This is a genomic window from Gilliamella sp. BG2 (genome assembly GCF_046635645.1).
In the GTDB taxonomy this organism is placed as follows: Bacteria; Pseudomonadota; Gammaproteobacteria; order Enterobacterales; family Orbaceae; genus Gilliamella; species Gilliamella bombi.
In genome coordinates this window covers 19988-43170 of record NZ_JBIDFF010000019.1, presented here as the reverse complement: position 1 = coordinate 43170, position 23183 = coordinate 19988, and the positions used below count along the sequence as shown (strand labels likewise).

The following is a 23183-nucleotide window of genomic DNA, read 5'->3' as shown; positions in this document are numbered from 1 at the left end:
AAGGTATAAAACTATTTAAAATAATCTTATACCTTTAAAGTGAGGTTGTTTAACAACCTCTTTTATATTTTGGAAATGACTAAGGCAATGCTATTTAATTACATAAAAATTAACATCGCGAGTACTTCGGAGGGCATCAACAAATTGCCTTAATTCTTTACGGTAACTTTGCTTAGGATCGTTTTCTTTTGTGCATTTGTCTACAGAAGAATAGCTTTTCGCCATTGCATCATTTGAGGCTAAATTATTGTATGGTTTTGTAAAATCACTACCTTTTAATGTCATAAGATGATTCCAATCATTTAACAGGCCTTCCATATATTGGCGACCTTCTTCGCATTTTATGTTATTTAAGTCAATCTTAGGAATAACATATTGGCTTATCTCGCTGAACTTTTTAGGCTGGTAAGGAAAACTAATGTCTTCTTGTTCATCTTCTTTTATAAGCTCAATAAAGTCGCTTTCACGATATAATTTTCTAAAACGTTCTTGATAAGATTGGTTTTTCTTTAATCTTAGGTCTTGGGTTATTTCTTCTGGGAAAGCCTGATCATAAGAATAATTCCAATGATAATCACTCCTTTCAATCAATATATCATTAATTAATTTTGCTGGCATTTCTATTTCTTGCTCTTTACCATCAATAATGGCTGGGATTTTATTGATTTCTCTGTTTTGTTTTAAGATCTTTTCGTATTCCTCATCACTAATTTCAGAGGTTGAATAGATGACTGTATATAAATAATAGTTGCTTTGAGTTGGGTTAATAAAACCTGATTCTCCAAATTGAGCCGGTTTTACGACAAAATTGAAGTCGTCATTATTATACGATAAGGTATGTTTGCCGTATTCAAATGTATAATTAACACCTGATTTGGCAGGGATAGTTAGTTCTTTACCATCGATAGTGACTTTTATTTCATTAGCAGTAGGATTGTCAATCCAACGGTCGATAGTGCTAGGTTCAGAACAGCCAACAAGTGTTAGGCCAAAAGCTAGTAGTAAACTGTATTTTATTTTCTTCATCATAAAATTTATTATAAATATTAAAAAAAGACTATGATGCTATCATATTATGAATAAATTTGTAGCGGTTTTAAGTTTTTATATGAATTTTTTTTACTATTAACCAAGCTGGCTAAGTGTAGGTTGTCAGGAAATTTGCTTTAATTCCCTAAATTTGATGTGGTGATTGTAGCTATTTTGATCACTAAAAGCCCAAACGCCCGAAGCCACCGCATAAAATCCACGCTATTACTAGTAAAAAATTTGTTATTAAAGTTGTTGATTTTATTGTGGTTTTTATTTATAGGCTTTTTAATTAAAAACAAAAAAGGCTACTAAGTAGTCTCTATTTGTCAAAGTAACACTCAATACTATTTAATTACATAAAAGTTTGCATTGCGAGTATTTTGGATAGCATCAGTAAATTGTCTTAATGCTTTGCTATAAGTTTGCTCTGGATCGTTTTCTTTTGTACACAGGCTTTCTGTTTCGTAGTCTTTATCTATTGCATCTTCTGATACTAACTCATTGTATGGTTTTGTGAAATCACTACCTTTTAAGGTAAGAAGATGATTCCAATCATTTAAAAGACCTTCTAGATATTGGCGACCTTCTTTACACTTTATGCTATTTAAATCAATATCAGGAATAACATATTGTTCTATTTCGCTGAATTTTTTAGGACGATAATGGAAACTAACTTCTTTCCAATTAATATTTTCTTTTAAAAAATCAATAAAATCACTTTCACGATATATTTTTCTAAGTCGTTCGTAATGTGGTTGGCTTTTATCTGATTTTTGGGTGACTTTTTCAGGAAATGGCTCATCATAAGAATAATTCCAATAATTATCAATTTTTTCGATAAATACATCGTTGATTAATTTTAGGGGAAGCTCAACTTCCATTTCATCACCGTCAATAATGACTTCAATATTATTGAACTCTTTGTCTTTTTTTAGAATTTTTTCATATTCTCCTTCACCCAAATCAGATTCTGAATAAATGAGAGTGTGTATAAAATAGTTGCTTTGTGTTGGGTTAATAAAGCCTGATTCTGAAAAATATTGAGCTGGTTTTGCAACAAAATTGAAGTCTTCATTGTTATACGATAAGGTATGTTTGCCATATTTAAAGGTATAATTAATACCTGATTTTGCTGGAATGGTTAGCTCATTTCCATCAATAGTGACTTTGATTTCGTTATTGATAGGGTTGTCAATCCAACGCTCAATAGAGCTAGGCTCAAAACAACCAACAAGTGTTAGGCTACAGGCTAGTAGTAAACTGTATTTTATTTTCTTCACTATAAAATTTATTATAAATATTAAAAAGGAATATGATGCTATCATATTGTAGGTAAATTTGTGGTAATTTTAGGCTTTTATATGAATTTTTTTTACTATTAACCCGTAAATAGTGAGGATGTATGAAATTAATAGTCGATAATATGAGTTGTCAACACTGTGTTAAAGCAATAACAAAAGCAATTAATGATATTGATCCAAATGCAAAAGTGACCGTTGATTTAACCAAACACGAGGTTGATATCGAAAATAGTTCTATTTCGCAAGAAGCTGCGATTACTGCTGTTAATGAGGCTGGTTATGAGTTTGTTAGGATTGTGTAATAACTACATCTATATTTGACGGCACTAGGCTATTTTGAAGCATCTTTTCTATTTTAATTTGTTGAAATTTCAAATTAAAACAGAACTAATAAAACTTTGTTTAAGGTATTGGCATATTTTGGGGAATGCTAGAATGCTTTTATCTGTTTATTAATAGGCTATTGTTATAAGGATATATTATGAAAGGTAAAATATTGAGTGTTACTGTGGCTATTATGGCTTGGTGTGGTGCAGTTTTTTTTGTTAATGCTTATCAGATTGATTGTCCACAAAAATTTAATATTAAAGAAGAAGTTGTAAATATGCCTGATGGGTGGGAAGTTTCTAATGATATAAATAGTAAGGAGGCATCCTTTTTTAGTATGATTGTTTATCACGATAAGCCTTCTAGAATGGCGGCTTTAAAACCAGCAAAAGGAACGGTTGACGGTAAGAAACATGAGTTAATATGGGAAGTTAATTATAAGACAGATGTTGAACCTTATTATGTTAGTTGTTCTTATAATGGAACTAGAGTTGAGTTGATAAAACAAATTGATTTATCAATGAAAAGTTGTTGGGCTGATTATTTTGAAGACGAGCAAGGAAAGCGAGGAACGCTCAGTTGTAGTACGAGTGAAGCAAAAGATCTGCATTAGTTGCGTATGGGATTTGTTGTTATATGCAATAGTTAGTAACGTAAATCCCATTAATATTTTGAACAATTACCACCAGCGGTAAAAATGATGCGTTGGTCCAATTCCTTTCCCTATATTTAAATCATCGGCATGGCTAATTGCGCCTTGTAGATAATTTTTTGTTTGGGCGACTACTTCTTCTAAATTATTTTTAGGTAATAATGCTGCAATAGCTGCTGATAATGTGCACCCCGTTCCGTGAGTATTTTTAGTTTGGATGCGTGGAAAGGTCATTCTTATTATATTATTGTGTGTGATCAAATAATCAGGGCTTTCATTGCTAGGCAAATGTCCTCCTTTCATTAATACCGCTTTACAGCCTAACTTGAGTAATTCACGCCCTTGCTTTTGCATTTCATCTTCGGTTTTAGCTTCATCACAATCGAGTAGCGCTGCTGCTTCTGGTAGATTGGGAGTAATAATTGTGGCTAAGGGTAATAAAAGCTCACGAATAGCTGTTACGGCATCAGACTTTAAAAGGGGATGTCCACCTTTAGCAACCATTACAGTATCTAACACGATAGTAGGAATAGGGTTTGTTTTAAGAAGGTGGTGAACGGTTGCAACTATTTCTTTATTCATTAGCATACCCATTTTTACGCTATCAATTTGAATATCTTGATAAAGTGTATTAAATTGGGCTTCAATAAATTCGGGCGATATAGCTAATACCGCATCAACTCCTTGCGTGCTTTGTGCTGTTAGGGCAGTGATAACTGACATACCATATGCACCAAGTGCAGAAAAAGTTTTTAGATCGGCTTGAATACCTGCACCACCGCTAGGATCAGATCCTGCAATGGTTAATGCAATTGTTGTCATGATAGTATTTCCTATTTAACTTGTTTGATTTTGTTGATAAGCGATAATGTTGCTTGTTGAATATCTTTTTTGCCACAAATAGCCGAAACTACAGCAACGCCGTCAATGCCCGTTTGAATAATATTAGTTATATTGTTTTCATCAATACCACCAATGGCAACAGCTGGGCACTGTTTTAGTTTGACTAATTCAGTTAATTGTTCTGTTCCTATTGCTACCGTTGCATTTTTTTTGGTTATGGTTGGGAAGATAGGCCCTATGCCAATATAATTAACCTGCTGCCAAGGAACTGCTTTAAGTTGTTGTTGGTTAGTTACCGAAAGACCTAACCATTTATCTTTGCCGATAAGTTGTCGAGCTACATCAATAGGCAAATCACTTTGTCCAATATGGACACCATCGGCATCAATCGCTAAAGCAATATCTACATGATCATTTATAAATAGTGGAACAGAGGTGTCGCTTAATGCTTCTTTCAATGTTAAGGCAGCGTAGTACCAATCTTTACCGCTAAATTCATGTTCAGATCTTAACTGTATTGCAGTCACACCATTTGAAACAGCAATCTTTGTGGTGTTTATCATGCCATTAATGCCGCCGCATAATAATGGATCAAGGACTAAATAGAGGGTTAAATCCAGTTGTTTTTTCATCTGATTTCCTTATTAAAGCGATGGGTTAAATGTTGAGAGTTGATCTAATAGTGATATCGAGAAAGTTCCTAATCCTTGTTGTTTATTAGCTAGCTCACCAGCTTTTTTCATCATAAAACATGCACAGGCAGTGGCTGATAATGGGTCAGGAGAATTAGCTATGAAAGCCGCTACCATTGCAGATAATGAACATCCTGTACCTGTTACTTTTGTTAAAGCAATATCACCTCCAGTTATACTATATGTGCTGTTTCCGTTAGTTATGTAGTCAACATCGCCCGTCATTGCAACAATAGTTTGATATTTTTGCGCAAGCTCTTGGGCAGCGTTTAAGGCTGATTGAGTTGTGTCTTGACCGTCGGGGCCTTTTGAGAAAGATTTTTGACCATTTAATGCTAATATTTCTGAAGCATTACCTCGTGTTACTGTGGGATTAAATGATAATAATTGATGTGCAATTTCAGTTCGATAATTAAGTGCAGTTCCTACAGCAACAGGATCGAGTACCCATGGGGTTTGTGTTTGCTGTGCCTTGGCGGCCGCTAATAGCATACTTTGGGCTGTGTTGCTGTGAATAGTGCCAATATTAATCAGTAAGCTATCGGCAATGTTGACAAATTCAGCAACTTCTTGTTCTGCAATTACCATTGCTGGAGATGCACCAATAGCAAGTAGTACATTGGCGGTAAAGTTTTGGACTACATCATTAGTAATGCAATGCACTAGTGGGCGTTGTTGTTTTATATGATTGATAAAAGGAGCGGTTTGGGTAATTTGGAATGATTTGGCTACTGACATATTTCTTCCTTTCTTACTGATTTATTAATTCTATAAATGTCGGGAAGAATTTGCCAATTTAAGGCTTTTATGGCTTAGACTTCCCTACGCTGGTATAATCCAGATCAGGTTCAACGGGTGAAATCTCAGTTTTTTGTTTAGACAAAAAACACCCCGAGTCAAAATGATTTTTTATTATGAACTGATTATCTGTTTTTAACAAGCTATTGTAATAATCTTTCAATATCAGTAATTGCTTTTCTATCTGGTAAGAAGATGATTAGATGATCATTGTCTTCAATGGTTAAATCAGTATTAACGATAATAACATCTTCTCCACGCACTACAGCTCCAATGGTTGCACCCGATGGGAGTTTTAGGCCATTAATATTTTTGCCAACCAGTCTTGATGTTTCACCATTACCATTGGCAATAATTTCGACAATTTCGGATTCTCCTTGTCTTAATGAAACAACTTTAACAACCCCAGTTTGTCTAACATGGCTTAATAGCTCAGATATTGTGGCGTGTTGTGGGGAAATCGCAATATCAATCACACTATCATTAATTAGTTCAAGGTAGGCTTGGCGTTGAATTAATACAATTACTTTTTTCGCTCCCATTCTTTTGGCTAACATAGAGGACATGATGTTGGATTCATCATCACTGGTAACAGCGATAAATAGATCAGTAAGTTCAACTTGTTCTTGTGAGAGCAATTCTTGATCCGATGATTCCCCATGTAATACTGTTGTATTAACAAGTTGCTCGGCAATTAATTCTGCTCGTTCGGCATTTCGCTCAATTAATTTGACTTGATAGTTATTTTCTAAACGTTTTGCTAGAGCGACAGCGACACCACCACCGCCACTGATAATTATTCGTTTATATGGTTTTTCTAACCTTTGTAACTCACTGGTCACCGCTTTGATATTAACGGGGGGAGTTATAAAGTAGACCATATCGCCCGCTTCTATAAGTGTTGAACCAAGCGGTCGGATAAAACGGTTTTTGCGGTAAATAGCTACTACTCGAGCTTCAACATGTGGTAAATGTTCTTTGAGTTCTGATAATTCACTACCTACTAAAGCACCGCCATAATAAGCGGTAACGGCAACCAAACAGACACGATTGTCGTAAAAGGATGCAAATTGTAGCGAACCAGGATATTGTACTAATTGACTAATATGGTTGGTGATAAGGTTTTCTGGAGCAATGATATGATTGATATTAATACAATCTTTATTGAAAAGAGGGTAGTTTTCGTTATTGTATTCAGGTGATCTAATGCGTGCAACTTTTTGTGGAATATTGAACATGACATGCCCAATTTGGCAGGCCATCATGTTGACTTCATCAGAGTTAGTTACAGCAACAAGCATATCAGCTGATTCAGCACCAGCACTTTCTAAAACTTGTGGGTATGATGATTTTCCGCAAATCACCTGTAAATCAAAACGTTCTTGTAGTGATTGTAATTTATCATAATTTTCATCAATCACCGTGACATCATTTTGTTTTTCAGTAACAAGATATTCAGCAAGCGCACTACCTGTTTGTCCTGCACCAAGAATAATAATCTTCATAACTAACCTGTATATTTAAATGGCTTTAAGTGTTACCCATTTTCCTTGTATATTAAAGCCATTGCATACTGTTTTATTTTTAGTAACAATCAGTTATTAATTTTTCAATTATACAAAACCGATTGCATCATAAACTTTTTTCAAAGTTGGTGCGGCTTTTGAGCGTGCTTTTTCTGCCCCTTCCTGCATTATTGAAATTAGATAACTTTCATCATCTCGATACTGATGATAATTCGCTTGAAGTGTAGTTAGCATATCAATGACTTGTGTTGCTACTTCGGTTTTAAGGTGGCCATACATTTTGCCTTCGAACTCTTTTTCAAGTTCGCTGATAGGCTTACCTGTCACGCCAGTTAAAATGTCAAGTAGGTTTGAAACACCAGCTTTATTTTTTAGATCGTAACGTACCACAGGTGGCTCATCTGAATCGGTCATTGCACGTTTTATTTTTTTCTCGATATCTTTTGGATTTTCGAGTAAACCAATTACGTTATTGCGATTTTCGTCTGATTTAGACATTTTTTTAGTGGGTTCTTGTAGTGACATGACGCGAGCTCCCACTTTCGAAATAAAGGGTTCAGGAATAGTAAATATGTCACCGTAAAGCGCATTAAATCGCATAGCAATGTCGCGTGATAGTTCAAGATGTTGTTTTTGGTCGTCACCTACTGGTACTAAGTTTGCTTGATAGAGCAAAATATCCGCAGCCATCAGTACTGGGTAATCAAACAATCCCGCATTGATGTTTTCAGAATGACGAGATGATTTATCTTTAAATTGAGTCATACGGCTAAGTTCACCAAAGTAGGTGTAACAGTTTAATGCCCAGCCGAGTTCTGCATGCGCAGGCACTTGTGATTGTACAAAAATGGTACTTTTTTGCGGATCAATACCACAAGCTAAATATAGAGCGAGTGTGTCTAATGTGGCTTTACGTAATTTGTTCGGATCTTGGCGTACGGTAATTGCATGTTGATTGACGATACAATAAATGCAATCATATTCGTCTTGCAGAGACACCCAATTTTTTAAAGCACCTAAGTAGTTGCCAAGTGTTAGTTCTCCTGATGGCTGAGCGCCACTAAATACAATCGGTTTGCTCATAATTTATTCCTAATCTATGCTAATTATTTTTTTGCTTTAGCTTTTGGCTGAGGTAATAATGTTAATATTTCTTTAAAATCGTCAAATAAGAAATCAGGGTTGCTAGTGGCAATCGATATGCCATAGTTATAACCATAGCTTAATGCAACAGTTGGGCAGTTAGCATTTTGGGCTGCAGTAATATCATTTTTTGAATCACCAACAAAAAGTAACTGATCACAGAATAATCCAAATTTAGCCATTACTTGGTATAAAGGGGCAGGGTGTGGTTTTAATTTGATCACATCCCCTCCACCAAGCACTAATGAAAAGTACTCTTTTATGCCTAAAGAAGTCAGCAAAGCAGGCAAAAACTGTGCCGGTTTATTGGTTACTAATGCTAGTGGATAATTATTATCGTGAAGTACTTTTAAGGTCTCTTTAACATTGGGAAACAGTTTTGTTTCTGCATCGATGACTTTATCATAGTGTTGATTAAATAGATCTTTAGCTTTGGCAAATAGTTCTGTTGATGGATCGACTTCAATTGCTTTGAATACTCGTTCTAGCATAATATCAATACCATTGCCTACAAAATTTTTGACTTGTTCGTTGCTGATTGTAGGTAGATTCAAGTCTGCTAACATATTTTGTGTTGCTAATGCTAGTCCTGGTACGCTGTCAACTAATGTACCATCTAAATCAAAAGCTACTGCTTGAATATTTTCTAGTTTATTCATGTTCAACTCCTGCTAATTCTTTACGCATGGCGTCAATAACTGTTTTATAATCGGGTTGGCTAAATATAGCTGAACCAGCAACAAACATATCGGCACCAGCTCTAGCTATTTCGGCAATATTGTCAATTTTTACACCGCCATCAATTTCTAAACGAATATTGCGTCCAGATTCAATAATGCGCTGTTTAGCTTGTTGTAATTTCTTAATTGTTGAAGGTATAAAAGATTGACCTCCAAAACCTGGGTTAACACTCATTAATAAAATAATATCAATTTTATCCATGACGTAATCTAAATAATCAAGCGGTGTAGCTGGATTAAATACAATACCAGCTGTGCAGCCATGATCTTTAATTAACTGTAATGAACGATCCAAATGGACAGTAGCTTCCGGATGAATAGATATATTGGTTGCCCCAGCTTTGGCAAATGAGGTAATTATCTCTTCAACAGGTGATACCATCAAATGCACATCAATGGGAGCCTTAATACCATAGTTTCGTAAAGCTTTACAAAACATTGCTCCCATTGTGAGATTAGGTACAAAATGGTTGTCCATGACATCAAAATGTATTACATCAGCTCCTGCATCTAGCACTTTTTGTGTATCTTCACCAAGGCGAGCGAAATCAGCTGATAATATTGATGGAGCAATAATGTATTCTTTCATAACTTACCTCTAATAACTCGCTTTATATTTAGCTATCTAAGACTTTTTGTATAATGCTAGAATCTCGTCAATTTTTTTTCTTCCTTTACCAGCACAGCTAATTGATCGTCTCATTTCTGTTCGATAAAGTTCGCTTGCATTATTATAAAGGTTCATTGTGTAATCAGTATAATGATTAGACACAAGCACGGGTATGTTTTTTTTATACGCCATAGTTTCAGCTAATTCTGACAAGTTTTTGTGCTCTTCAAATCCAAATATATTTGAGTAATAAGCCGTAAATCCAGCTGATTCATTTGGGGGTATATAGGGGGGATCACAATAAATTACTGAATTTTTTGCCGCTTTCTTCATTACTTCGTGGTAAGGTGCGCAAAAAAATTGTGCTCTTTGAGCTTTTTCTGCAAAAAAGTAAAGTTCTTTTTCAGGAAAATAAATTGTCTTATAGCGTCCAAATGGTACGTTAAATAGTCCATTGTTGTTATAACGACATAAGCCGTTATAACAATGTCGATTTAAATAGACAAATAAAAGCGATCTGATGTACTGATCTTTACTTCCATTAAATACATCACGCAGTTGATAAAACGCATCTGGGTGATTGTTTTGAGCAACAAATAGTAATCTAAGGTCACGGATAAATTGATCTGGACTTGATTTTAATAATGTAAATAATGAAATTAAGTCATGGTTGATATCCGCTAAGATATAACTTTTATAGTTAGTATTTAAAAAAACAGAACCAGCTCCAACAAAAGGTTCTATTAGCTGATCGCCCTCTGGTAGATACCGTTTAATTGTGTCCACAAGCTCATATTTTCCTCCAGCCCATTTTAAAAAGGCTCGTTGCTTCTTCAACGGATACTCCTATTTGTCGTTGATCGGATAAATAAACGATATCCTTGGTTATTTTGCTACTTTTTCTTTATTAATCATTGCACCAGATTTAACCCATGGTTTGTCTTTCTGTAGTGCATTTGGCAAAGACTTGATTGCTTTATGTGCCTCATCTACTGATGAATAGTTGCCTTTTATTAAAATAAACATTGAACCAGATTTATGTTTGGTTTCATAAATATGGTAATCTGTTATATCGTTTTGTTTTACAAATTTTTTTAGACCTTCAAGTGATTTAGAGGCACTAAGCTGAACGACATAATGATCATTTTTTATCTTAATATTTTTCCCTAAATCATTATTTTCAGTTTTACGATTAACAGAGTTCGATGTGTTTTTTTTCGTATTATTTTTATTTGATTTAACCCTACCATTAGATGTTGCCGCAGAATGATGATTTGCTTTAGAATCTCCATTTGAGTCATTTATTGATAGGTTTAAGCCATCACTTGTATCTGAAAAGGATTCAAGTTGCTGTTGTTGTGTATTAAATTTATTTAATGTACTGTTTGATGTATCTGTCACCAGTTCATTACTTTTAGGTTGATTTCCACCAATTCCAACACTATTTTGTTCATCAGTGATTGTATTATTGTTTTCTTCTGTTGAAGCCACTCCATTAACCACAGGTGGTGTTAATGGTGTTCCTTCTTTTTTACGAGAAGAATTAAAAATAATCAAACCAAGCAATAAAAGAATAATAATTGCTGAACCAAAAATAATTAATTTTTTCTTTGGAAGATCTTGAAGAAAACTAAGTAATCTGAATGAATGCGCAGAATCCTTATTGGGTTGTTCTGATATATAACGGTCATCTTTGTCTACACGCATACTTACTCCTTAACCTATCAAAAGATTTATTACTTAATGATTAGCTATTATTTCTAAAATACACGACTTAAATTTGCTCTATTTTATCAATAATATAATTAGCAACACCTTTGGCGCTTTGTTCATCGGTTTTAATTGTAATATCAGCAATCTCTTCGTAAAGTGGTTCGCGCTCTCCAGCTAGCTCTTCGTAAAGCTCACGTGGTGTGTTGCTTCCTTGTAGTAATGGGCGGCGTTTATCTTTTTGTGTTCTTGCCATCTGTTTTTCAATGGTTGTTTCAAGATAGACAACGATTCCTCGAGCGGATAATCTATTTCGTGTCTCTTTAGATAAGACTGAACCCCCACCAGTTGCAAGAACTACACCTTGTTTTTCAGTCAATTCGTTAATGACTTTTTCTTCTCTGGCTCGGAATCCCTCTTCTCCTTCTAGGTCAAAAATCCATGCAATATCGGCTCCAGTACGTTTTTCAATCTCTTGATCTGAGTCAAAAAAATCCATGCCTAACTGTTGTGCAATTTGTCGGCCTATAGTGCTTTTTCCTGCCCCCATTGGGCCAATTAGAAAGATATTTCGCTTTTCTGCCATTGTTGTTTCATCATCTGTTAATTTTGGTTAAAATATACAACACAATGTCAACTTGCTTTGATTTATATGATCATTCGCTTTATCATTGTGTAACTTTTCTTGGATCTCCGTCTAACGACAAAAATTTAGGTCGGTAATTATCTCAATAGATAGTACCTTTTGGCAATAGGTATTTACCAATACTTTTAGCTAATACCAGCTTGATGCAAATCATGGATGTTTAAAACCCCTACTAATTCATTGTTGTTATTAACAACCGGAGCGGCAGTAATATTATGATCAGTAAATAATTTTAGTGCTTCGACAGCCTTCCAACTTTCAGGAATGCGATGTCCCAAGCTGGTCATAACGTCCATAATGTTATCTTGTAATGTACCATTTTTTAATAATAAGCGACGTAAATCACCATCGGTAAATACACCAACTATTTTATTATTATCTTGGCAGATTGCAACTAGCCCTACTCCTGTACGGCTTAATTCTAGCATGGCATCAAATACGGTTGCAGTTTGTGGTATTTTAGGAATACGATCACCTGTTCGCATTACATCTTTGACATGATTGAGTAATTTAGCCCCTAAACTACCTGCAGGGTGGGAGCGTGCAAAATCTTCTTCTTTAAAGCCTCGTGCTCGCATTACTGCAATTGCTAGCGCATCCCCCATTAATAATGTATTAGTTGAACTAGAGGTTGGCGCAAGTCCCATAGGACAAGCTTCCTTTTCAATTGAAATATCAAGAATTGCTTGGGCTGATTTAGCAAGTGGTGAATCCAACCCTCCAGTGATAGCAATAACAGGCACCTGCATTTCGGTAAGAATAGGTAAAATTAAATTAAATTCCTTAGCTCGACCCGAGTATGAAATTAATATAGCTACGTCGTTTTGAGTTATCATTCCTAAGTCGCCATGCAGGGCTTCCGATGGATGCATAAAAAAAGCAGGACTTCCTGTACTAGCTAACGAAGCGGCAATCTTTTTCCCTATATGCCCTGATTTTCCAATACCCGAAACAACGACTTTACCTTTGGCGGTTAAAATAAGTTTGCATGCGTTAACAAAATCTTTGCCTAATCTATCTGGTAATTTTTTTGCTTCGTATATCTCCAATTCAAGAAGCTCTCGACCATATTGTAATAATTTATCCATTTAATTAGCCTATTGAATAAAACGTGTTATCAGTGCATTTATAATCGGAAATTAAGGAAAAGGCGATTATAAAAGATGAACAGGTTTTAGTTTAACAATTAATGTTTAAATATTCAAAAAAGTATGCATTTTAGACTTAATATTTACTAATTACTTTTTAATAATCTAAAAACCTAGGGCAACTTTAATTCCTAGTGTAATTAAAATGCCTCCTAATAATTTATCAATTATAAATTGAATTTTAAAGTAACGTCGTTGTACACTTTGCCTTTGAAAAATAAAGACGACAAAAGGCCACCAAAAAACACCTTCAATCCAAATAATAAACGCAACGATTAGCTTATCAAGTGTTGATGATTCTGCATTAAGCACTTGAGTAAAGGTAGCTAAAAAAAATAACGTTGCTTTAGGATTAAGTAAATTACATAAAAAACCTTGCATAAAGGCTGATTTTTCTGAAATTGGCTGCATGAGTTGTGGCTTACCAATATAGGTGGTATTTGGTTTTTGAGCGAGCAGTGCCTTTATGCCAAGCCATATTAAGTAAGTGGCACCCGCATAGCGTAAGGCGTTATAAAGAAGTGGAGTTGTGGTGATAAGTACTGCAATACCCGCAATACAATAGCTCATATGAACTAAGATGGCGATGATGACGCCTAGACAAGTGAGCAATGCTATCTTGCGGTTATAGCTTAAGCTATTTTTTAACACCAAAAAGAAATCAGGCCCAGGTGAGATCATACCTAAAAAGCTAATTGTAGAGACAAAAATTAATGTATCAAACGTCATTTTTCGTGCCTATTTAAATACTTGTGCTGAATTATTGAGCGTTGCAATATTAGATTTATTTTGTTCAATAAACTGTTTTTTATCAAAATTAGGTTCAGTTAAATAGTCAGTCAAAAATTTAGCGTTAGTTTTGACTTGGGCTCCATTTAAAATTAAACGAGGTAAGTCAATCTGATAAATAGTTTGATCAGTGTTTTTTTGTAGATCTTGCGTATGTGCATTTGTTAATAAATAAAGTTTGCGTTCTTTTTCTGAAAGACGATTGATTGTTGGTGTGCCTGCTCCCATCATTAAATGATCTGGAAAAATATAAAATACAGTATCTTCTAATACACCTTCTTCTTTTAGATGTTGGATAAAAATTCCCAAATTATGATCTAGTGAAGCAGCAACGAAAGACATATTATCTGATTTTGGTGAAATAACCGATTTCATTCTTTCATCATCAAAACCATTTGGTGCATGAGTTGAAACAGTTGAAATAAATAAAGCAAAAGGTTTTTTTGTTTTGCGCATTTCAGTAATTTGTTTTTGCGCTACATCAAAAATGTCTTTGTCATACAGCCCAAAAGGTGCTGGTGGATATTGGTCGACATAGTTTTTTTCAGAAATGACTTGCATACCAAACAGTTCTGCAGTGTGACCAATACCAGCAAAATCAGGGCTAGCCATTACATAACGGGTTTGATAACCCGCTTGATTAAGTATATCGCCTAGGCTAACTAGATTGGTCTTGTCTGCGCGCATTAGTGGTGATGTTGTGTAGCCACCAATTAGAAAGGGCATGCCGGTCATATAAGTGTACATTGATGCGGTAGTCCATGAGCTTCCTGGACTCATGGGCATATTAGCAAAAAAGGTATAATCTTGGCGAAGTTTTTGTAAATTAGGGGTAATATCCTCAAAATCGAAAAAGCCTTGTTCAAATGATTCTAAAGATAAAACAATAATATTTTTACCTTGATAGTTAACAAGCTGATCTTTATTGGTATAGTGAGTCATATTAAGTGATTGTAACGCCTGCTCAAATGGCTCACGAGGTGCGCTTGTAACTTGATAGATTTCGTATAAGCGACTGAATGGACCATTATTGTAACTGATGGATACTATTGCCACAAAGGCTAGTAACAGACGAAATACTAAATGACATTTACGTTTGCATAAATCTGCGAGTTTTGATAGCAAAAAAATAAGGGAAAAAAAGACAACGATAACTAAGACTGCTTGTAATTTAAAAATAAATAGCCCTTCGATTATGTCATTAATGTTTAAATTTACATAAAACTGATAATCAATAAAGCCACCACTAAAATAGATAGAAGTTAGCTCCATTACAATAAAGATCGTTAGTAAAGTTATGGTTAGCATTTGCCATTTTGTCTGTTTAAAGAGTGAGGCAAAAACAATTGTAATAATAAAAAGTGGCAAAACAATTAATGTCGATAATGGCATAAGATATTGTTACTCAATATATTCAAAAATCAATTTTGCCTAAGTATATACTTAATGGATAAAAAATAAAAATATCGGTTGATAATGTTTGATTTGTGGTTTTGAAATTCGAAATTGGGTATGTATTGTATGAATAATAATTATAGCGCCATAGTACCTTAAATGATAATTATTATTATTTGAGGTTGATAATTAATTCTATTCGCAATAAGATATTGATGAAATTATTGCGATAATGTCCGAGGTTGCTATGCCGTGGTTTATACGGAAAATAGTTGTTATTTTATTTGTATCTTTGTTTTCACACTCTTTTTGTTATGCCGATATTGCATTACCTACCCCTCAAACTAAAGATGGAATGAGTCTATTTGAAAGTCTAAAAAAACGATCTTCAACTCCTGGGGGGGGCTTTCCTACTGGTAAAATTTCTGATGACGAACTTTCGACAGTACTTTGGGCTGCAAGTGGTTTAAATCGTGGTAAAACAGGGTGGACGGTGCCGATGGTTAAGGGTAAATCTCCTTATGTGAGAATCTACCTCGCCAGTGAAAAGGGTACTTTTTTATATGAGTGGGAAGGTCATTATTTAAAAGAAATTAATAATAAAGATATTCGTGCTGATATTGGTTTGCAAAGTTTTACAAGGCGAGCAGCCTATTCATTGATTTTTGTGTCGGATGCTAGTGCATTAACCGATATAAATCCAGAACAAATCGCTAACTTTAATTACACGGCCGTTGGTGCAATGAGTCAAAACGCTTATTTAGTTGCGTCGGCACTAAAATTAAGCGCTCGTTATATTCACTCCATTAAACCAGAAGTTATTAGCCAAGAGCTACAATTACCAGAAGGCAGTAAACCACTAGGTATGCTTTTAATAGGAAAATAAAAGGTAAAGTTAAGATATGAAACGATTTTTAATACTTGCTTTGCTTCTTATTGGAAGTTTAATGGCTTTGGCCCCATCATCTTATGCTGCCGAAAAAAAATACGAAAGTTGGAATGCTATTGTTGACGAAATGGATACCATCTTAAATGACGCTTATGATATCTATTTTATAAAAGATGTTGAGCGTGCTAAAGCTCGAGTTAATAATGCCTATTTTGGCTTTTATGAAAAGCATGGGGTTGAGCGTGCGGTTATGTCTTATATTTCGGGTAAACGGGGAACCGATACCGAATATCAATTTGCCAAAATTAAACGTTTAATGACCGATGGTGCGTCGAATAAAGTTGTTAGAAATGAAATTGATACTATTTTAAAAATGTTACATGAAGATGCTAACGAACTAGATGGTAAGCAAGAGAGCGGTTGGAGCATTCTGTTAGCTTCGTTTATTATCATTTTTAGGGAAGGGCTGGAAGCGATTTTAGTGATTGCGGCAATTTCAGCTTATTTGGTTCGTTCTGGACATCTTGCCATGGTAAAAGTAGTTTATATGAGCTCACTTGTAGCTATTTTTGCCAGTATTTTAGCGGCAATTGCTCTTCATACTGTGTTTGATATTAGCGGCGCAAATCAAGAAATTGTTGAAGGAATTGCTATGCTCTTGGCAACAGTTGTACTATTTTTTATTAGTAATTGGATGTTTTCAAAGGCAGAAGCTGAGGCTTGGAAAAGCTATGTTGAAGAAAAGGTACAAACTGCAGTGTCATCTGGTAGTCGCTTTGCCTTAGGTTTTGCTGCCTTTTTAGCTGTTTTTCGTGAAGGTGCTGAAACGATCTTGTTTTACCAAGCAATGCTAATTGAAGCTAAAGAACACATGAATATGGTTTGGTATGGGCTAGCTATTGGAACGATAATTCTTGCGATTATTTTTGTCGTTATTCGTTTTGGTACTATGAAATTACCAATTCGCCCATTCTTTATTGGCACTAGTATTTTGATGTATATCATGGCAATAGCTTTTGCAGGTGGTGGAGTAAAAGAATTACAAGAGGCTGATATGATCCCAGTTACCTCTGTTGATTTTATACATTCTGTCGAAGTTTTAGGTATTTACCCAACAGTCGAGACATTAGTTCCACAAATAATTATGGTATTTATTGTGGTAGTTTCTGTCATATATTACAAAGCTAAACATAGTTGTAAAAAGCAATAATTATTAATATTGCTTATTTGCTTAAAATTGCATAAATGCGGATTGAAAAACTGAGTTGTGTTAATACCCAAAAAAACAAGTGTAATAAATTTTCAAAAACTAAGAGAAGGAGTTTTCAATGAAAAAATTAGTTTTATCAGCAGGTATTGCTTCAATACTTGCCTTATCTTCATTCGTTCATGCAGCAGCACCGGCACCTGGCGAACAAAAAGGATTTGAAGAGTTTCCAATTGGTGATGAAGTAACCGTGGGGCCATTACACATTGGTGCTGTTTATTTCCAACCTGTTGATATGGAACCCGCTGGTATGGGTGGTTTACCAGCCTCAAAATCAGACATGCACATTGAAGCTGATATTTCAGCTGCAGAAGGTAATAACTTAGGTTATGGCGTAGGTGATTTTGTTCCTTACTTAACTGTAAAATATAAAATTCAAAAGCAAGGCAGTGATAAAGTAATTGAAGGTAACTTTATGCCAATGAATGCCTCTGATGGTCCTCACTATGGTAATAATATAAAATTAGATGGTGCTGGTAAATATAAAGTAACATTTATGATTGAAAACCCAGAAAAACAAGGTTATTTACTACATGTTGATAAAGAAACAGGTGTGGAAGGACGCTTTTGGAGCAAACCTATCGAAGTTTCTTGGGACTTTGATTACATTCCACGCGCATGGTAATGATTTTAAAATAACTAATTATATTAAATAATTAATAATCAGTTATTGGTGAGCATTATGCTCACCAATAATATTTGCAATAGTTAGGCAATGAATATGCTTCAATACCTTATCAATATTACCGATAATACTTTCGTTCCAGCAGTGATGATGGCATTACTGAGCGCTGCAATTATAAGATCCACGCCTCATCATATTAAAAAAATTATTTTGTTTGGTTTTGTATTGGGCTTTATTGCTGCATTGATTTATGCCATTTTAAAACGCAACACAGGGTTTGCTGTTCGTGAATATTATGATCTTGGAGTGATCATACCTTGGGTTATTATTGCTGTACCGTTGATTGTTGCTATTTGCTTGCAAAAATCCACTTATAACCGAACAGCTAATTTCTTTTTTACACTACTATTTGCACTCAGTATTGGTTTGATAAGTGCCCAGTCTTTACCTAATTTAATGCTCTATCCATTCGAATTTTCTGTCGGGATGGATTCTATTTTTAATAATGATTATTTGTTTAAATGGGTTGGTTATGGTTTTGCTTTACTTATAATCTTGTTAACTGGGCTATTTACTTTCCGTATATGTGGACAATTATCAACAAAATTTATTTTTGCTATTACTTCACTGTCAATTATTATTTTCACTATTCAAAATAGTATTAATATTCTACAAATTTTAATTGTTAGGCGTTTTATTTCATCCCAACCATGGATGATGGAGTTGGTTATTTTTATTCTTGGTCATGTTAATTTCTTTATCTTTATTTTCATGACAATTGTGCTTTGTTTAGCCATTGTTTTGTATATCAAATCAAAAACAACTTCGTTAGTGGGTAATAACCCTGCTCAAATTCGTAAACTTAAAGCACAATTACGTAGCAATAGAAGATCTGCCCTAATGATTATGGCTGGTACAGCAATAACCGCATATACTGTGACGCGCGCGCGTTACATTTTTGAAAAAGGCGTAGAACTTACACCGGCAGAGCCTATATCGCCTAATGCTGATGGCTTAATTGTTATCCCTCTCGATAAAGTGAACGACGGTAATTTACATCGTTATGGTTATCAGGCAACAGATGGAACTTTAGTTCGCTTTATTGTTATTAAAAAAAGCGATAATGCTTATGGTGTAGGTTTTGATGCTTGCGATATTTGTGGTGCAAGTGGTTACTACCAACGCGGTGATCAAGTCGTTTGTATTTTGTGCGATGTAGTAATGAACATTGCAACGATTGGATTTTCAGGAGGATGTAACCCTGTTCCACTTAAATACGAAATTATTGACGGCAATATGGTGATTCGTCCAGCTAACCTTGAAGCAGAGAAAAGTCGTTTCAAATAAAAGCGTATTAAAAGGAATATTGTATGTTTTGTAGAATGTTATTAAGTGTTTTAATTCGCCAAAAAAAGAAACTTTTTCTTATTGCCTTAACGGTTGCATTGGGTGTTTCGCTTGCTACTGCTATGCTAAATGTAATGTTTGACGTAGGTGATAAGGTGAATCAAGAGCTAAAAGCCTATGGTGCTAATCTCAATATCGTTCCTCGTGGTAGTGCTGTCATTAATGAAATGTACCAGCTTGATAACAATGATAGTGGGCAAGCTGTGCAATATATTAAAGAAGAAGAACTTGTTAGAATTAAGATGATTTTTTGGGCTTATAATATTGTTGATTTTGCACCTTTTCTAACAACTCAAGCGACATTTCATGATAAGCCAATTACGGTGGTAGGTACTTGGTTTAATAAACATCTTAATATTCCAACAGGTGATCAGGTTGATACGGGCATGTTAGCCATGAAATCATGGTGGACAATTGAAGGAAACACCATGACCGATGATAATTTGCAAGGAGCTATGGTGGGTGAATCTGTAGCCAAACAGTGGAATCTAAAGCTAGGCGATACGATAGATATAATTTCAACGAAAACAAACAAAAAGTTTACATTAACTATTAACAATATTTTTCATAGTGGTGGTGCTGAAGATACGCAAATTTATGTCTCTTTACCAGTTGCACAAGATCTTGCCGATAAAAAAGGACTAGTTGAACGTGTTGAGGTTAGTGCATTAACCACTCCAGAAAACGAATTAGCTCGTAAAGCAGCGCAAGATCCAAACAGTTTATCTAGAACAGAATGGGATACATGGTATTGTACTGCTTATATTAGCTCAATTGCATACCAGCTAGAAGAGCTAATGCCTGATGTGCGTGTGAAAGCTATTATGCAAGTTGCTGAGTCAGAAGGCTCCATTTTACAAAAAACACAATTACTAATGTTATTACTAACTATCTTATCATTGATTTGTTCGGCGCTTGCTATTTCGAATTTGGTTACTGCTAACGTTATAGAGCGCAGTACCGAAATTGGCCTATTAAAAGCGCTTGGTGCAACTAATACAGCTGTTGCAATGCTAATATTAACTGAAATCTTTATTATTGCCTTACTTGGTGGATTTTTTGGTTACTTTATTGGTTTTGGTTTTGCGCAAATTATTGGTCATACTGTGTTTGGTTCTTTTGTTGAGCCTAAGATGATAATTATTCCTTTAGCCCTAATTATGGTGATCTTAATTACCTTTTTAGGTAGTTTACCAGCATTGCGTATTATGATGTTTTTGCGTCCAACTGATGTGTTACATGGTCGATAAGGTGAAAGGTAAGTCTCATGATCAATAAAAATAGGCGCTTTATAATTAAAACCGTGTTAAGTTCACTTATCCGGCGCCGTTCTCGCATTACAATTGCCTTGTTTGGTGTTGCTATTGGTGCAACGGTTCTTCTTGGTATGATCACACTTTGTTATGATATACCACGGCAAATGGGACAAGAATTCCGTTCTTATGGTGCCAATCTTCTACTACTACCTGCCAATAATCAATCAACAGTAGCAATGACCGAGGTTAATAAAGCGGTTGCCTTTTTACCAGAAGATAAATTACTTGGTGTTACCCCATTTCGTTATAATTCAATTCGTAGTAATCAGCAACCTTATACTATTGTGGGGACCGACTTTAAACAAGTTGTAAAAACCAGTCCTTATTGGTCTATTGAAGGTTCAATACCACAAAATTCACATGAAATAATGATTGGTACTGATATTGCTAACTTTGCTAAATTAAACATTGGTAGCACTATGCCGATTTCCGGCAAATCTAAACAAGATTCTCGTTTTGATGAAGAACTCACCGTTACAGGTATTGTTAAAACTGGACGTTCCGAAGATAACTTTATTTTTGTTGATCTGCACGATTTAGAAGAATTACTTGAAGAAAGCGAGCAAGCAGAAGTTGTTGAAGTAAGCATTGCCGCCACAGAAACAGAATTAAAACAGTACATTGAAAAAATAAAAAAACAAATGACAACAGTTGAACCTCATTTAATTAAATGGGTGACAAAGTCAGAAGCATCTGTATTAGGCAAACTGTCCTCGTTACTCTATTTAGTTACTTTTGTTGTACTCGTTCTTACCATGATTTGTGTAGCTACCACTATGATGACAGTGGTAATGGAGCGTCGTAAAGAAATTGGTCTTAAAAAAGCGATAGGAGCCAACAATAAAAGTATTGCAAAAGAGTTTTTAGCTGAAGGATTAGTTTTAGGTGTTATTGGTGGCTTTATTGGGGCTATATGCGGGCTTATCTTTGCTCAAATTATTAGTACCAATGTGTTTGGACGTTCAATTATTATTGAGTTTTATCTGATCCCAACCACTATCATTATCTCAGTGATAGTAACGGTAATTGCGTGTTTAATTCCAGTAAAACGTGCTCTTGAAGTAGAGCCTGCGTTAGTATTACGCGGTGAATAGGATATAAAGTATGAATATGCTCGAAGTAAAAAATGTGTCTAAAATTTATGGTTCACTACATGCACTGTCTGAAGTAAATTTAACAGTTGAAGAAGGTAAATGGCTATCAATTATGGGACCTTCTGGTAGCGGTAAAACAACTTTGATGAATATCATTGGTTGTATGGATAAACCTTCACTTGGTTCAGTGATTTTAGACGGGCAAGATATTACTCAGCTTTCTTTGTCAGAATTAACCGAAATACGTCGAGATAAGATAGGTCTGATTTTTCAACAATTTCATTTAGTATCGTATTTAACCGCACTAGAAAACGTCATGCTTGCTCAATATTATCATAGTATGGTTGACGAAAAAGAGGCTATGCAAGCACTCGAACGTGTTGGGCTTGCTGCTCGAGCTAAACACTTACCTAGGCAGTTATCAGGTGGCGAACAGCAACGTGTTTGTATTGCTAGAGCATTGATTAACTATCCAAAACTGATTTTGGCCGATGAGCCAACTGGTAATTTAGATGAAAGCAACGAAGCGATGGTCATGAATTTATTACATGAGCTGCACAAAGAAGGCAGTACCATTATTGTAGTTACTCACTCACTAGAAGTGTCAAAACATGCACAAACCACTGTAGTACTAGAGCACGGCAAAGTTGCACGTGTAATTGATAATTAATCAACTGAAGGCTGTTATATATGAAAAACCGTCTTATTTCATCAAGTATTTTTATTATTATTGGAGTATTAATTATCTTATTTCCATTATATATATTGCCAGTTTGTCCTCTTCCAGACGTTGTAAGCATGCCTGTTGATACATTGAATCACGCTAGTAGCGAGGTAGCACATAACGGGCATATACATAGTGGCACAGGAAAAATCATGAAATGTTTTTGGACAGCAAGAGCTGAAATTGGCATTGGTTGTTTAGTGATAGCCATTGGTGCATTGCTACTAATTAGCCGTATTGCTTTTGTGCGAGTAGGATTAAGTATAGCACTTGCGTGTATTTCTTTATTAGCGGCAGCTATACCAACAATTCTAATTGGTGTTTGCGGTAATGAAATGATGCGATGCAATATGGGGTCTAAACCGGCGTTAGTTTTATTATCAGGTTTATTATTTATTGTCGCTGTTATTAACATCTATTACTTAAATAAAAGAACAAAAAATTGATAGCGTTTTGTTATCAAACAAAGACCACTCTTATCTTTACCAGATATAGGTATAACATTTAAA

General features: G+C 35.0%; 25 protein-coding genes and 1 riboswitch. Of the genes, 10 read left to right on the top strand and 15 right to left on the bottom strand.

Annotated features, from left to right (window positions below):
• Positions 1–90: 90 nt before the first annotated feature.
• Together ACGH6Q_RS09060 and ACGH6Q_RS09055 are read right to left on the bottom strand one after the other, a co-directional pair.
• Positions 91–1029 carry a hypothetical protein gene (locus tag ACGH6Q_RS09060; RefSeq protein ID WP_411592644.1) on the bottom strand — a complete coding sequence of 313 codons (939 nt, stop codon included), beginning with the start codon at positions 1027–1029 and terminating at the stop codon, positions 91–93.
• Positions 1030–1376: 347 nt separating this feature from the next.
• Positions 1377–2312: a hypothetical protein gene (locus tag ACGH6Q_RS09055; protein ID WP_411592643.1), complete on the bottom strand. Its 936-nt coding sequence runs from the start codon at positions 2310–2312 to the stop codon at positions 1377–1379.
• Positions 2313–2434: 122 nt separating this feature from the next.
• Here ACGH6Q_RS09055 and ACGH6Q_RS09050 point away from each other — a divergent pair, with 122 nt between their 5' ends.
• Together ACGH6Q_RS09050 and ACGH6Q_RS09045 are read left to right on the top strand one after the other, a co-directional pair.
• Positions 2435–2635, top strand: a complete 201-nt coding sequence (locus tag ACGH6Q_RS09050; RefSeq protein ID WP_034912296.1) for a heavy-metal-associated domain-containing protein — start codon at positions 2435–2437, stop codon at positions 2633–2635.
• A gap of 179 nt (positions 2636–2814) precedes the next feature.
• Positions 2815–3273 (top strand): STY0301 family protein, encoded by a 459-nt coding sequence (locus tag ACGH6Q_RS09045; RefSeq protein WP_296318155.1) that lies wholly within the window; start codon positions 2815–2817, stop codon positions 3271–3273.
• Between the two features lie 66 nt (positions 3274–3339).
• Here the strand turns inward: ACGH6Q_RS09045 and thiD are convergent, their stop codons facing one another.
• The 13 genes from thiD to ACGH6Q_RS08980 all read right to left on the bottom strand — a co-directional run bounded on the left by thiD (position 3340) and on the right by ACGH6Q_RS08980 (position 15349).
• Positions 3340–4134: a bifunctional hydroxymethylpyrimidine kinase/phosphomethylpyrimidine kinase gene (thiD, locus tag ACGH6Q_RS09040; RefSeq protein ID WP_411592642.1), complete on the bottom strand. Its 795-nt coding sequence runs from the start codon at positions 4132–4134 to the stop codon at positions 3340–3342.
• A gap of 11 nt (positions 4135–4145) precedes the next feature.
• The gene (gene thiE / locus ACGH6Q_RS09035) at positions 4146–4787 is read right to left on the bottom strand and encodes a thiamine phosphate synthase (RefSeq protein ID WP_411592640.1); all 642 of its coding nucleotides are present in this window, start codon (positions 4785–4787) and stop codon (positions 4146–4148) included.
• 12 nt (positions 4788–4799) lie between these two features.
• On the bottom strand, positions 4800–5585 hold the full coding sequence (gene thiM / locus ACGH6Q_RS09030; RefSeq protein WP_411592638.1) for a hydroxyethylthiazole kinase: 786 nt from the start codon (positions 5583–5585) through the stop codon (positions 4800–4802).
• Positions 5586–5649: 64 nt separating this feature from the next.
• A riboswitch (TPP riboswitch) is annotated at positions 5650–5751 on the bottom strand.
• A 37-nt stretch (positions 5752–5788) separates the two neighbouring features.
• Positions 5789–7150: a Trk system potassium transporter TrkA gene (gene trkA / locus ACGH6Q_RS09025; protein WP_065589479.1), complete on the bottom strand. Its 1362-nt coding sequence runs from the start codon at positions 7148–7150 to the stop codon at positions 5789–5791.
• 108 nt (positions 7151–7258) lie between these two features.
• The gene (gene trpS / locus ACGH6Q_RS09020; RefSeq protein WP_411592636.1) at positions 7259–8254 is read right to left on the bottom strand and encodes a tryptophan--tRNA ligase; all 996 of its coding nucleotides are present in this window, start codon (positions 8252–8254) and stop codon (positions 7259–7261) included.
• 23 nt (positions 8255–8277) lie between these two features.
• Entirely contained in the window at positions 8278–8973 is a 696-nt protein-coding gene (locus tag ACGH6Q_RS09015; RefSeq protein WP_411592634.1) for a phosphoglycolate phosphatase, read from the bottom strand.
• Positions 8966–9643 carry a ribulose-phosphate 3-epimerase gene (gene rpe / locus ACGH6Q_RS09010; RefSeq protein ID WP_065625683.1) on the bottom strand — a complete coding sequence of 226 codons (678 nt, stop codon included), beginning with the start codon at positions 9641–9643 and terminating at the stop codon, positions 8966–8968. The genes ACGH6Q_RS09015 and rpe overlap by 8 nt, the downstream gene beginning before the upstream one ends.
• A gap of 36 nt (positions 9644–9679) precedes the next feature.
• Positions 9680–10501 (bottom strand): Dam family site-specific DNA-(adenine-N6)-methyltransferase, encoded by an 822-nt coding sequence (locus ACGH6Q_RS09005; RefSeq protein ID WP_065589483.1) that lies wholly within the window; start codon positions 10499–10501, stop codon positions 9680–9682.
• 48 nt (positions 10502–10549) lie between these two features.
• Positions 10550–11371, bottom strand: coding sequence for an SPOR domain-containing protein (locus tag ACGH6Q_RS09000; RefSeq protein ID WP_411592633.1), 822 nt, complete (start codon positions 11369–11371; stop codon positions 10550–10552).
• A gap of 67 nt (positions 11372–11438) precedes the next feature.
• Positions 11439–11960 carry a shikimate kinase AroK gene (gene aroK / locus ACGH6Q_RS08995; RefSeq protein WP_034912252.1) on the bottom strand — a complete coding sequence of 174 codons (522 nt, stop codon included), beginning with the start codon at positions 11958–11960 and terminating at the stop codon, positions 11439–11441.
• 185 nt (positions 11961–12145) lie between these two features.
• Complete coding sequence (gutQ, locus tag ACGH6Q_RS08990) at positions 12146–13108, bottom strand: arabinose-5-phosphate isomerase GutQ (protein ID WP_065589485.1); 963 nt, start codon at positions 13106–13108, stop codon at positions 12146–12148.
• Between the two features lie 165 nt (positions 13109–13273).
• Positions 13274–13897, bottom strand: a complete 624-nt coding sequence (locus ACGH6Q_RS08985) for a LysE family translocator (protein WP_065589486.1) — start codon at positions 13895–13897, stop codon at positions 13274–13276.
• Positions 13898–13906: 9 nt separating this feature from the next.
• Positions 13907–15349 (bottom strand): LTA synthase family protein, encoded by a 1443-nt coding sequence (locus tag ACGH6Q_RS08980; protein WP_411592632.1) that lies wholly within the window; start codon positions 15347–15349, stop codon positions 13907–13909.
• 250 nt (positions 15350–15599) lie between these two features.
• On the opposite strand from ACGH6Q_RS08980, the gene ACGH6Q_RS08975 reads away from it, so the two are divergent.
• From ACGH6Q_RS08975 to ACGH6Q_RS08940, 8 genes are all read left to right on the top strand, one after another.
• On the top strand, positions 15600–16238 hold the full coding sequence (locus tag ACGH6Q_RS08975; protein WP_167370044.1) for a nitroreductase family protein: 639 nt from the start codon (positions 15600–15602) through the stop codon (positions 16236–16238).
• A gap of 16 nt (positions 16239–16254) precedes the next feature.
• The gene (locus ACGH6Q_RS08970; RefSeq protein WP_411592631.1) at positions 16255–17451 is read left to right on the top strand and encodes an FTR1 family protein; all 1197 of its coding nucleotides are present in this window, start codon (positions 16255–16257) and stop codon (positions 17449–17451) included.
• A 118-nt stretch (positions 17452–17569) separates the two neighbouring features.
• Positions 17570–18133 (top strand): iron transporter, encoded by a 564-nt coding sequence (locus ACGH6Q_RS08965; RefSeq protein WP_034943540.1) that lies wholly within the window; start codon positions 17570–17572, stop codon positions 18131–18133.
• 96 nt (positions 18134–18229) lie between these two features.
• The gene (locus ACGH6Q_RS08960) at positions 18230–19480 is read left to right on the top strand and encodes a Fe-S-containing protein (protein WP_411592630.1); all 1251 of its coding nucleotides are present in this window, start codon (positions 18230–18232) and stop codon (positions 19478–19480) included.
• A 23-nt stretch (positions 19481–19503) separates the two neighbouring features.
• Positions 19504–20790 (top strand): ABC transporter permease, encoded by a 1287-nt coding sequence (locus ACGH6Q_RS08955; protein WP_085163998.1) that lies wholly within the window; start codon positions 19504–19506, stop codon positions 20788–20790.
• 17 nt (positions 20791–20807) lie between these two features.
• Entirely contained in the window at positions 20808–21950 is a 1143-nt protein-coding gene (locus ACGH6Q_RS08950) for an ABC transporter permease (RefSeq protein WP_411592629.1), read from the top strand.
• A 10-nt stretch (positions 21951–21960) separates the two neighbouring features.
• Entirely contained in the window at positions 21961–22620 is a 660-nt protein-coding gene (locus ACGH6Q_RS08945) for an ABC transporter ATP-binding protein (protein WP_065561315.1), read from the top strand.
• A gap of 20 nt (positions 22621–22640) precedes the next feature.
• The gene (locus ACGH6Q_RS08940; protein ID WP_411592627.1) at positions 22641–23120 is read left to right on the top strand and encodes a DUF4418 family protein; all 480 of its coding nucleotides are present in this window, start codon (positions 22641–22643) and stop codon (positions 23118–23120) included.
• Positions 23121–23183 lie beyond the last annotated feature (63 nt).

Bases quoted from the DNA above. Each gene is read 5' to 3' on its own strand.
- ACGH6Q_RS09060 (WP_411592644.1), bottom strand. From the start codon at position 1,029: ATGATGAAGAAAATAAAATACAGTTTACTACTAGCTTTTGGCCTAACA.
- ACGH6Q_RS09050 (WP_034912296.1), top strand. From the start codon at position 2,435: ATGAAATTAATAGTCGATAATATGAGTTGTCAACACTGTGTTAAAGCA.
- ACGH6Q_RS09045 (WP_296318155.1), top strand. From the start codon at position 2,815: ATGAAAGGTAAAATATTGAGTGTTACTGTGGCTATTATGGCTTGGTGT.
- thiD (WP_411592642.1), bottom strand. From the start codon at position 4,134: ATGACAACAATTGCATTAACCATTGCAGGATCTGATCCTAGCGGTGGT.
- thiE (WP_411592640.1), bottom strand. From the start codon at position 4,787: ATGAAAAAACAACTGGATTTAACCCTCTATTTAGTCCTTGATCCATTA.
- thiM (WP_411592638.1), bottom strand. From the start codon at position 5,585: ATGTCAGTAGCCAAATCATTCCAAATTACCCAAACCGCTCCTTTTATC.
- trkA (WP_065589479.1), bottom strand. From the start codon at position 7,150: ATGAAGATTATTATTCTTGGTGCAGGACAAACAGGTAGTGCGCTTGCT.
- trpS (WP_411592636.1), bottom strand. From the start codon at position 8,254: ATGAGCAAACCGATTGTATTTAGTGGCGCTCAGCCATCAGGAGAACTA.
- ACGH6Q_RS09015 (WP_411592634.1), bottom strand. From the start codon at position 8,973: ATGAATAAACTAGAAAATATTCAAGCAGTAGCTTTTGATTTAGATGGT.
- rpe (WP_065625683.1), bottom strand. From the start codon at position 9,643: ATGAAAGAATACATTATTGCTCCATCAATATTATCAGCTGATTTCGCT.
- ACGH6Q_RS09000 (WP_411592633.1), bottom strand. From the start codon at position 11,371: ATGCGTGTAGACAAAGATGACCGTTATATATCAGAACAACCCAATAAG.
- aroK (WP_034912252.1), bottom strand. From the start codon at position 11,960: ATGGCAGAAAAGCGAAATATCTTTCTAATTGGCCCAATGGGGGCAGGA.
- gutQ (WP_065589485.1), bottom strand. From the start codon at position 13,108: ATGGATAAATTATTACAATATGGTCGAGAGCTTCTTGAATTGGAGATA.
- ACGH6Q_RS08985 (WP_065589486.1), bottom strand. From the start codon at position 13,897: ATGACGTTTGATACATTAATTTTTGTCTCTACAATTAGCTTTTTAGGT.
- ACGH6Q_RS08980 (WP_411592632.1), bottom strand. From the start codon at position 15,349: ATGCCATTATCGACATTAATTGTTTTGCCACTTTTTATTATTACAATT.
- ACGH6Q_RS08975 (WP_167370044.1), top strand. From the start codon at position 15,600: ATGCCGTGGTTTATACGGAAAATAGTTGTTATTTTATTTGTATCTTTG.
- ACGH6Q_RS08970 (WP_411592631.1), top strand. From the start codon at position 16,255: ATGAAACGATTTTTAATACTTGCTTTGCTTCTTATTGGAAGTTTAATG.
- ACGH6Q_RS08965 (WP_034943540.1), top strand. From the start codon at position 17,570: ATGAAAAAATTAGTTTTATCAGCAGGTATTGCTTCAATACTTGCCTTA.
- ACGH6Q_RS08960 (WP_411592630.1), top strand. From the start codon at position 18,230: ATGCTTCAATACCTTATCAATATTACCGATAATACTTTCGTTCCAGCA.
- ACGH6Q_RS08955 (WP_085163998.1), top strand. From the start codon at position 19,504: ATGTTTTGTAGAATGTTATTAAGTGTTTTAATTCGCCAAAAAAAGAAA.
- ACGH6Q_RS08950 (WP_411592629.1), top strand. From the start codon at position 20,808: ATGATCAATAAAAATAGGCGCTTTATAATTAAAACCGTGTTAAGTTCA.
- ACGH6Q_RS08945 (WP_065561315.1), top strand. From the start codon at position 21,961: ATGAATATGCTCGAAGTAAAAAATGTGTCTAAAATTTATGGTTCACTA.
- ACGH6Q_RS08940 (WP_411592627.1), top strand. From the start codon at position 22,641: ATGAAAAACCGTCTTATTTCATCAAGTATTTTTATTATTATTGGAGTA.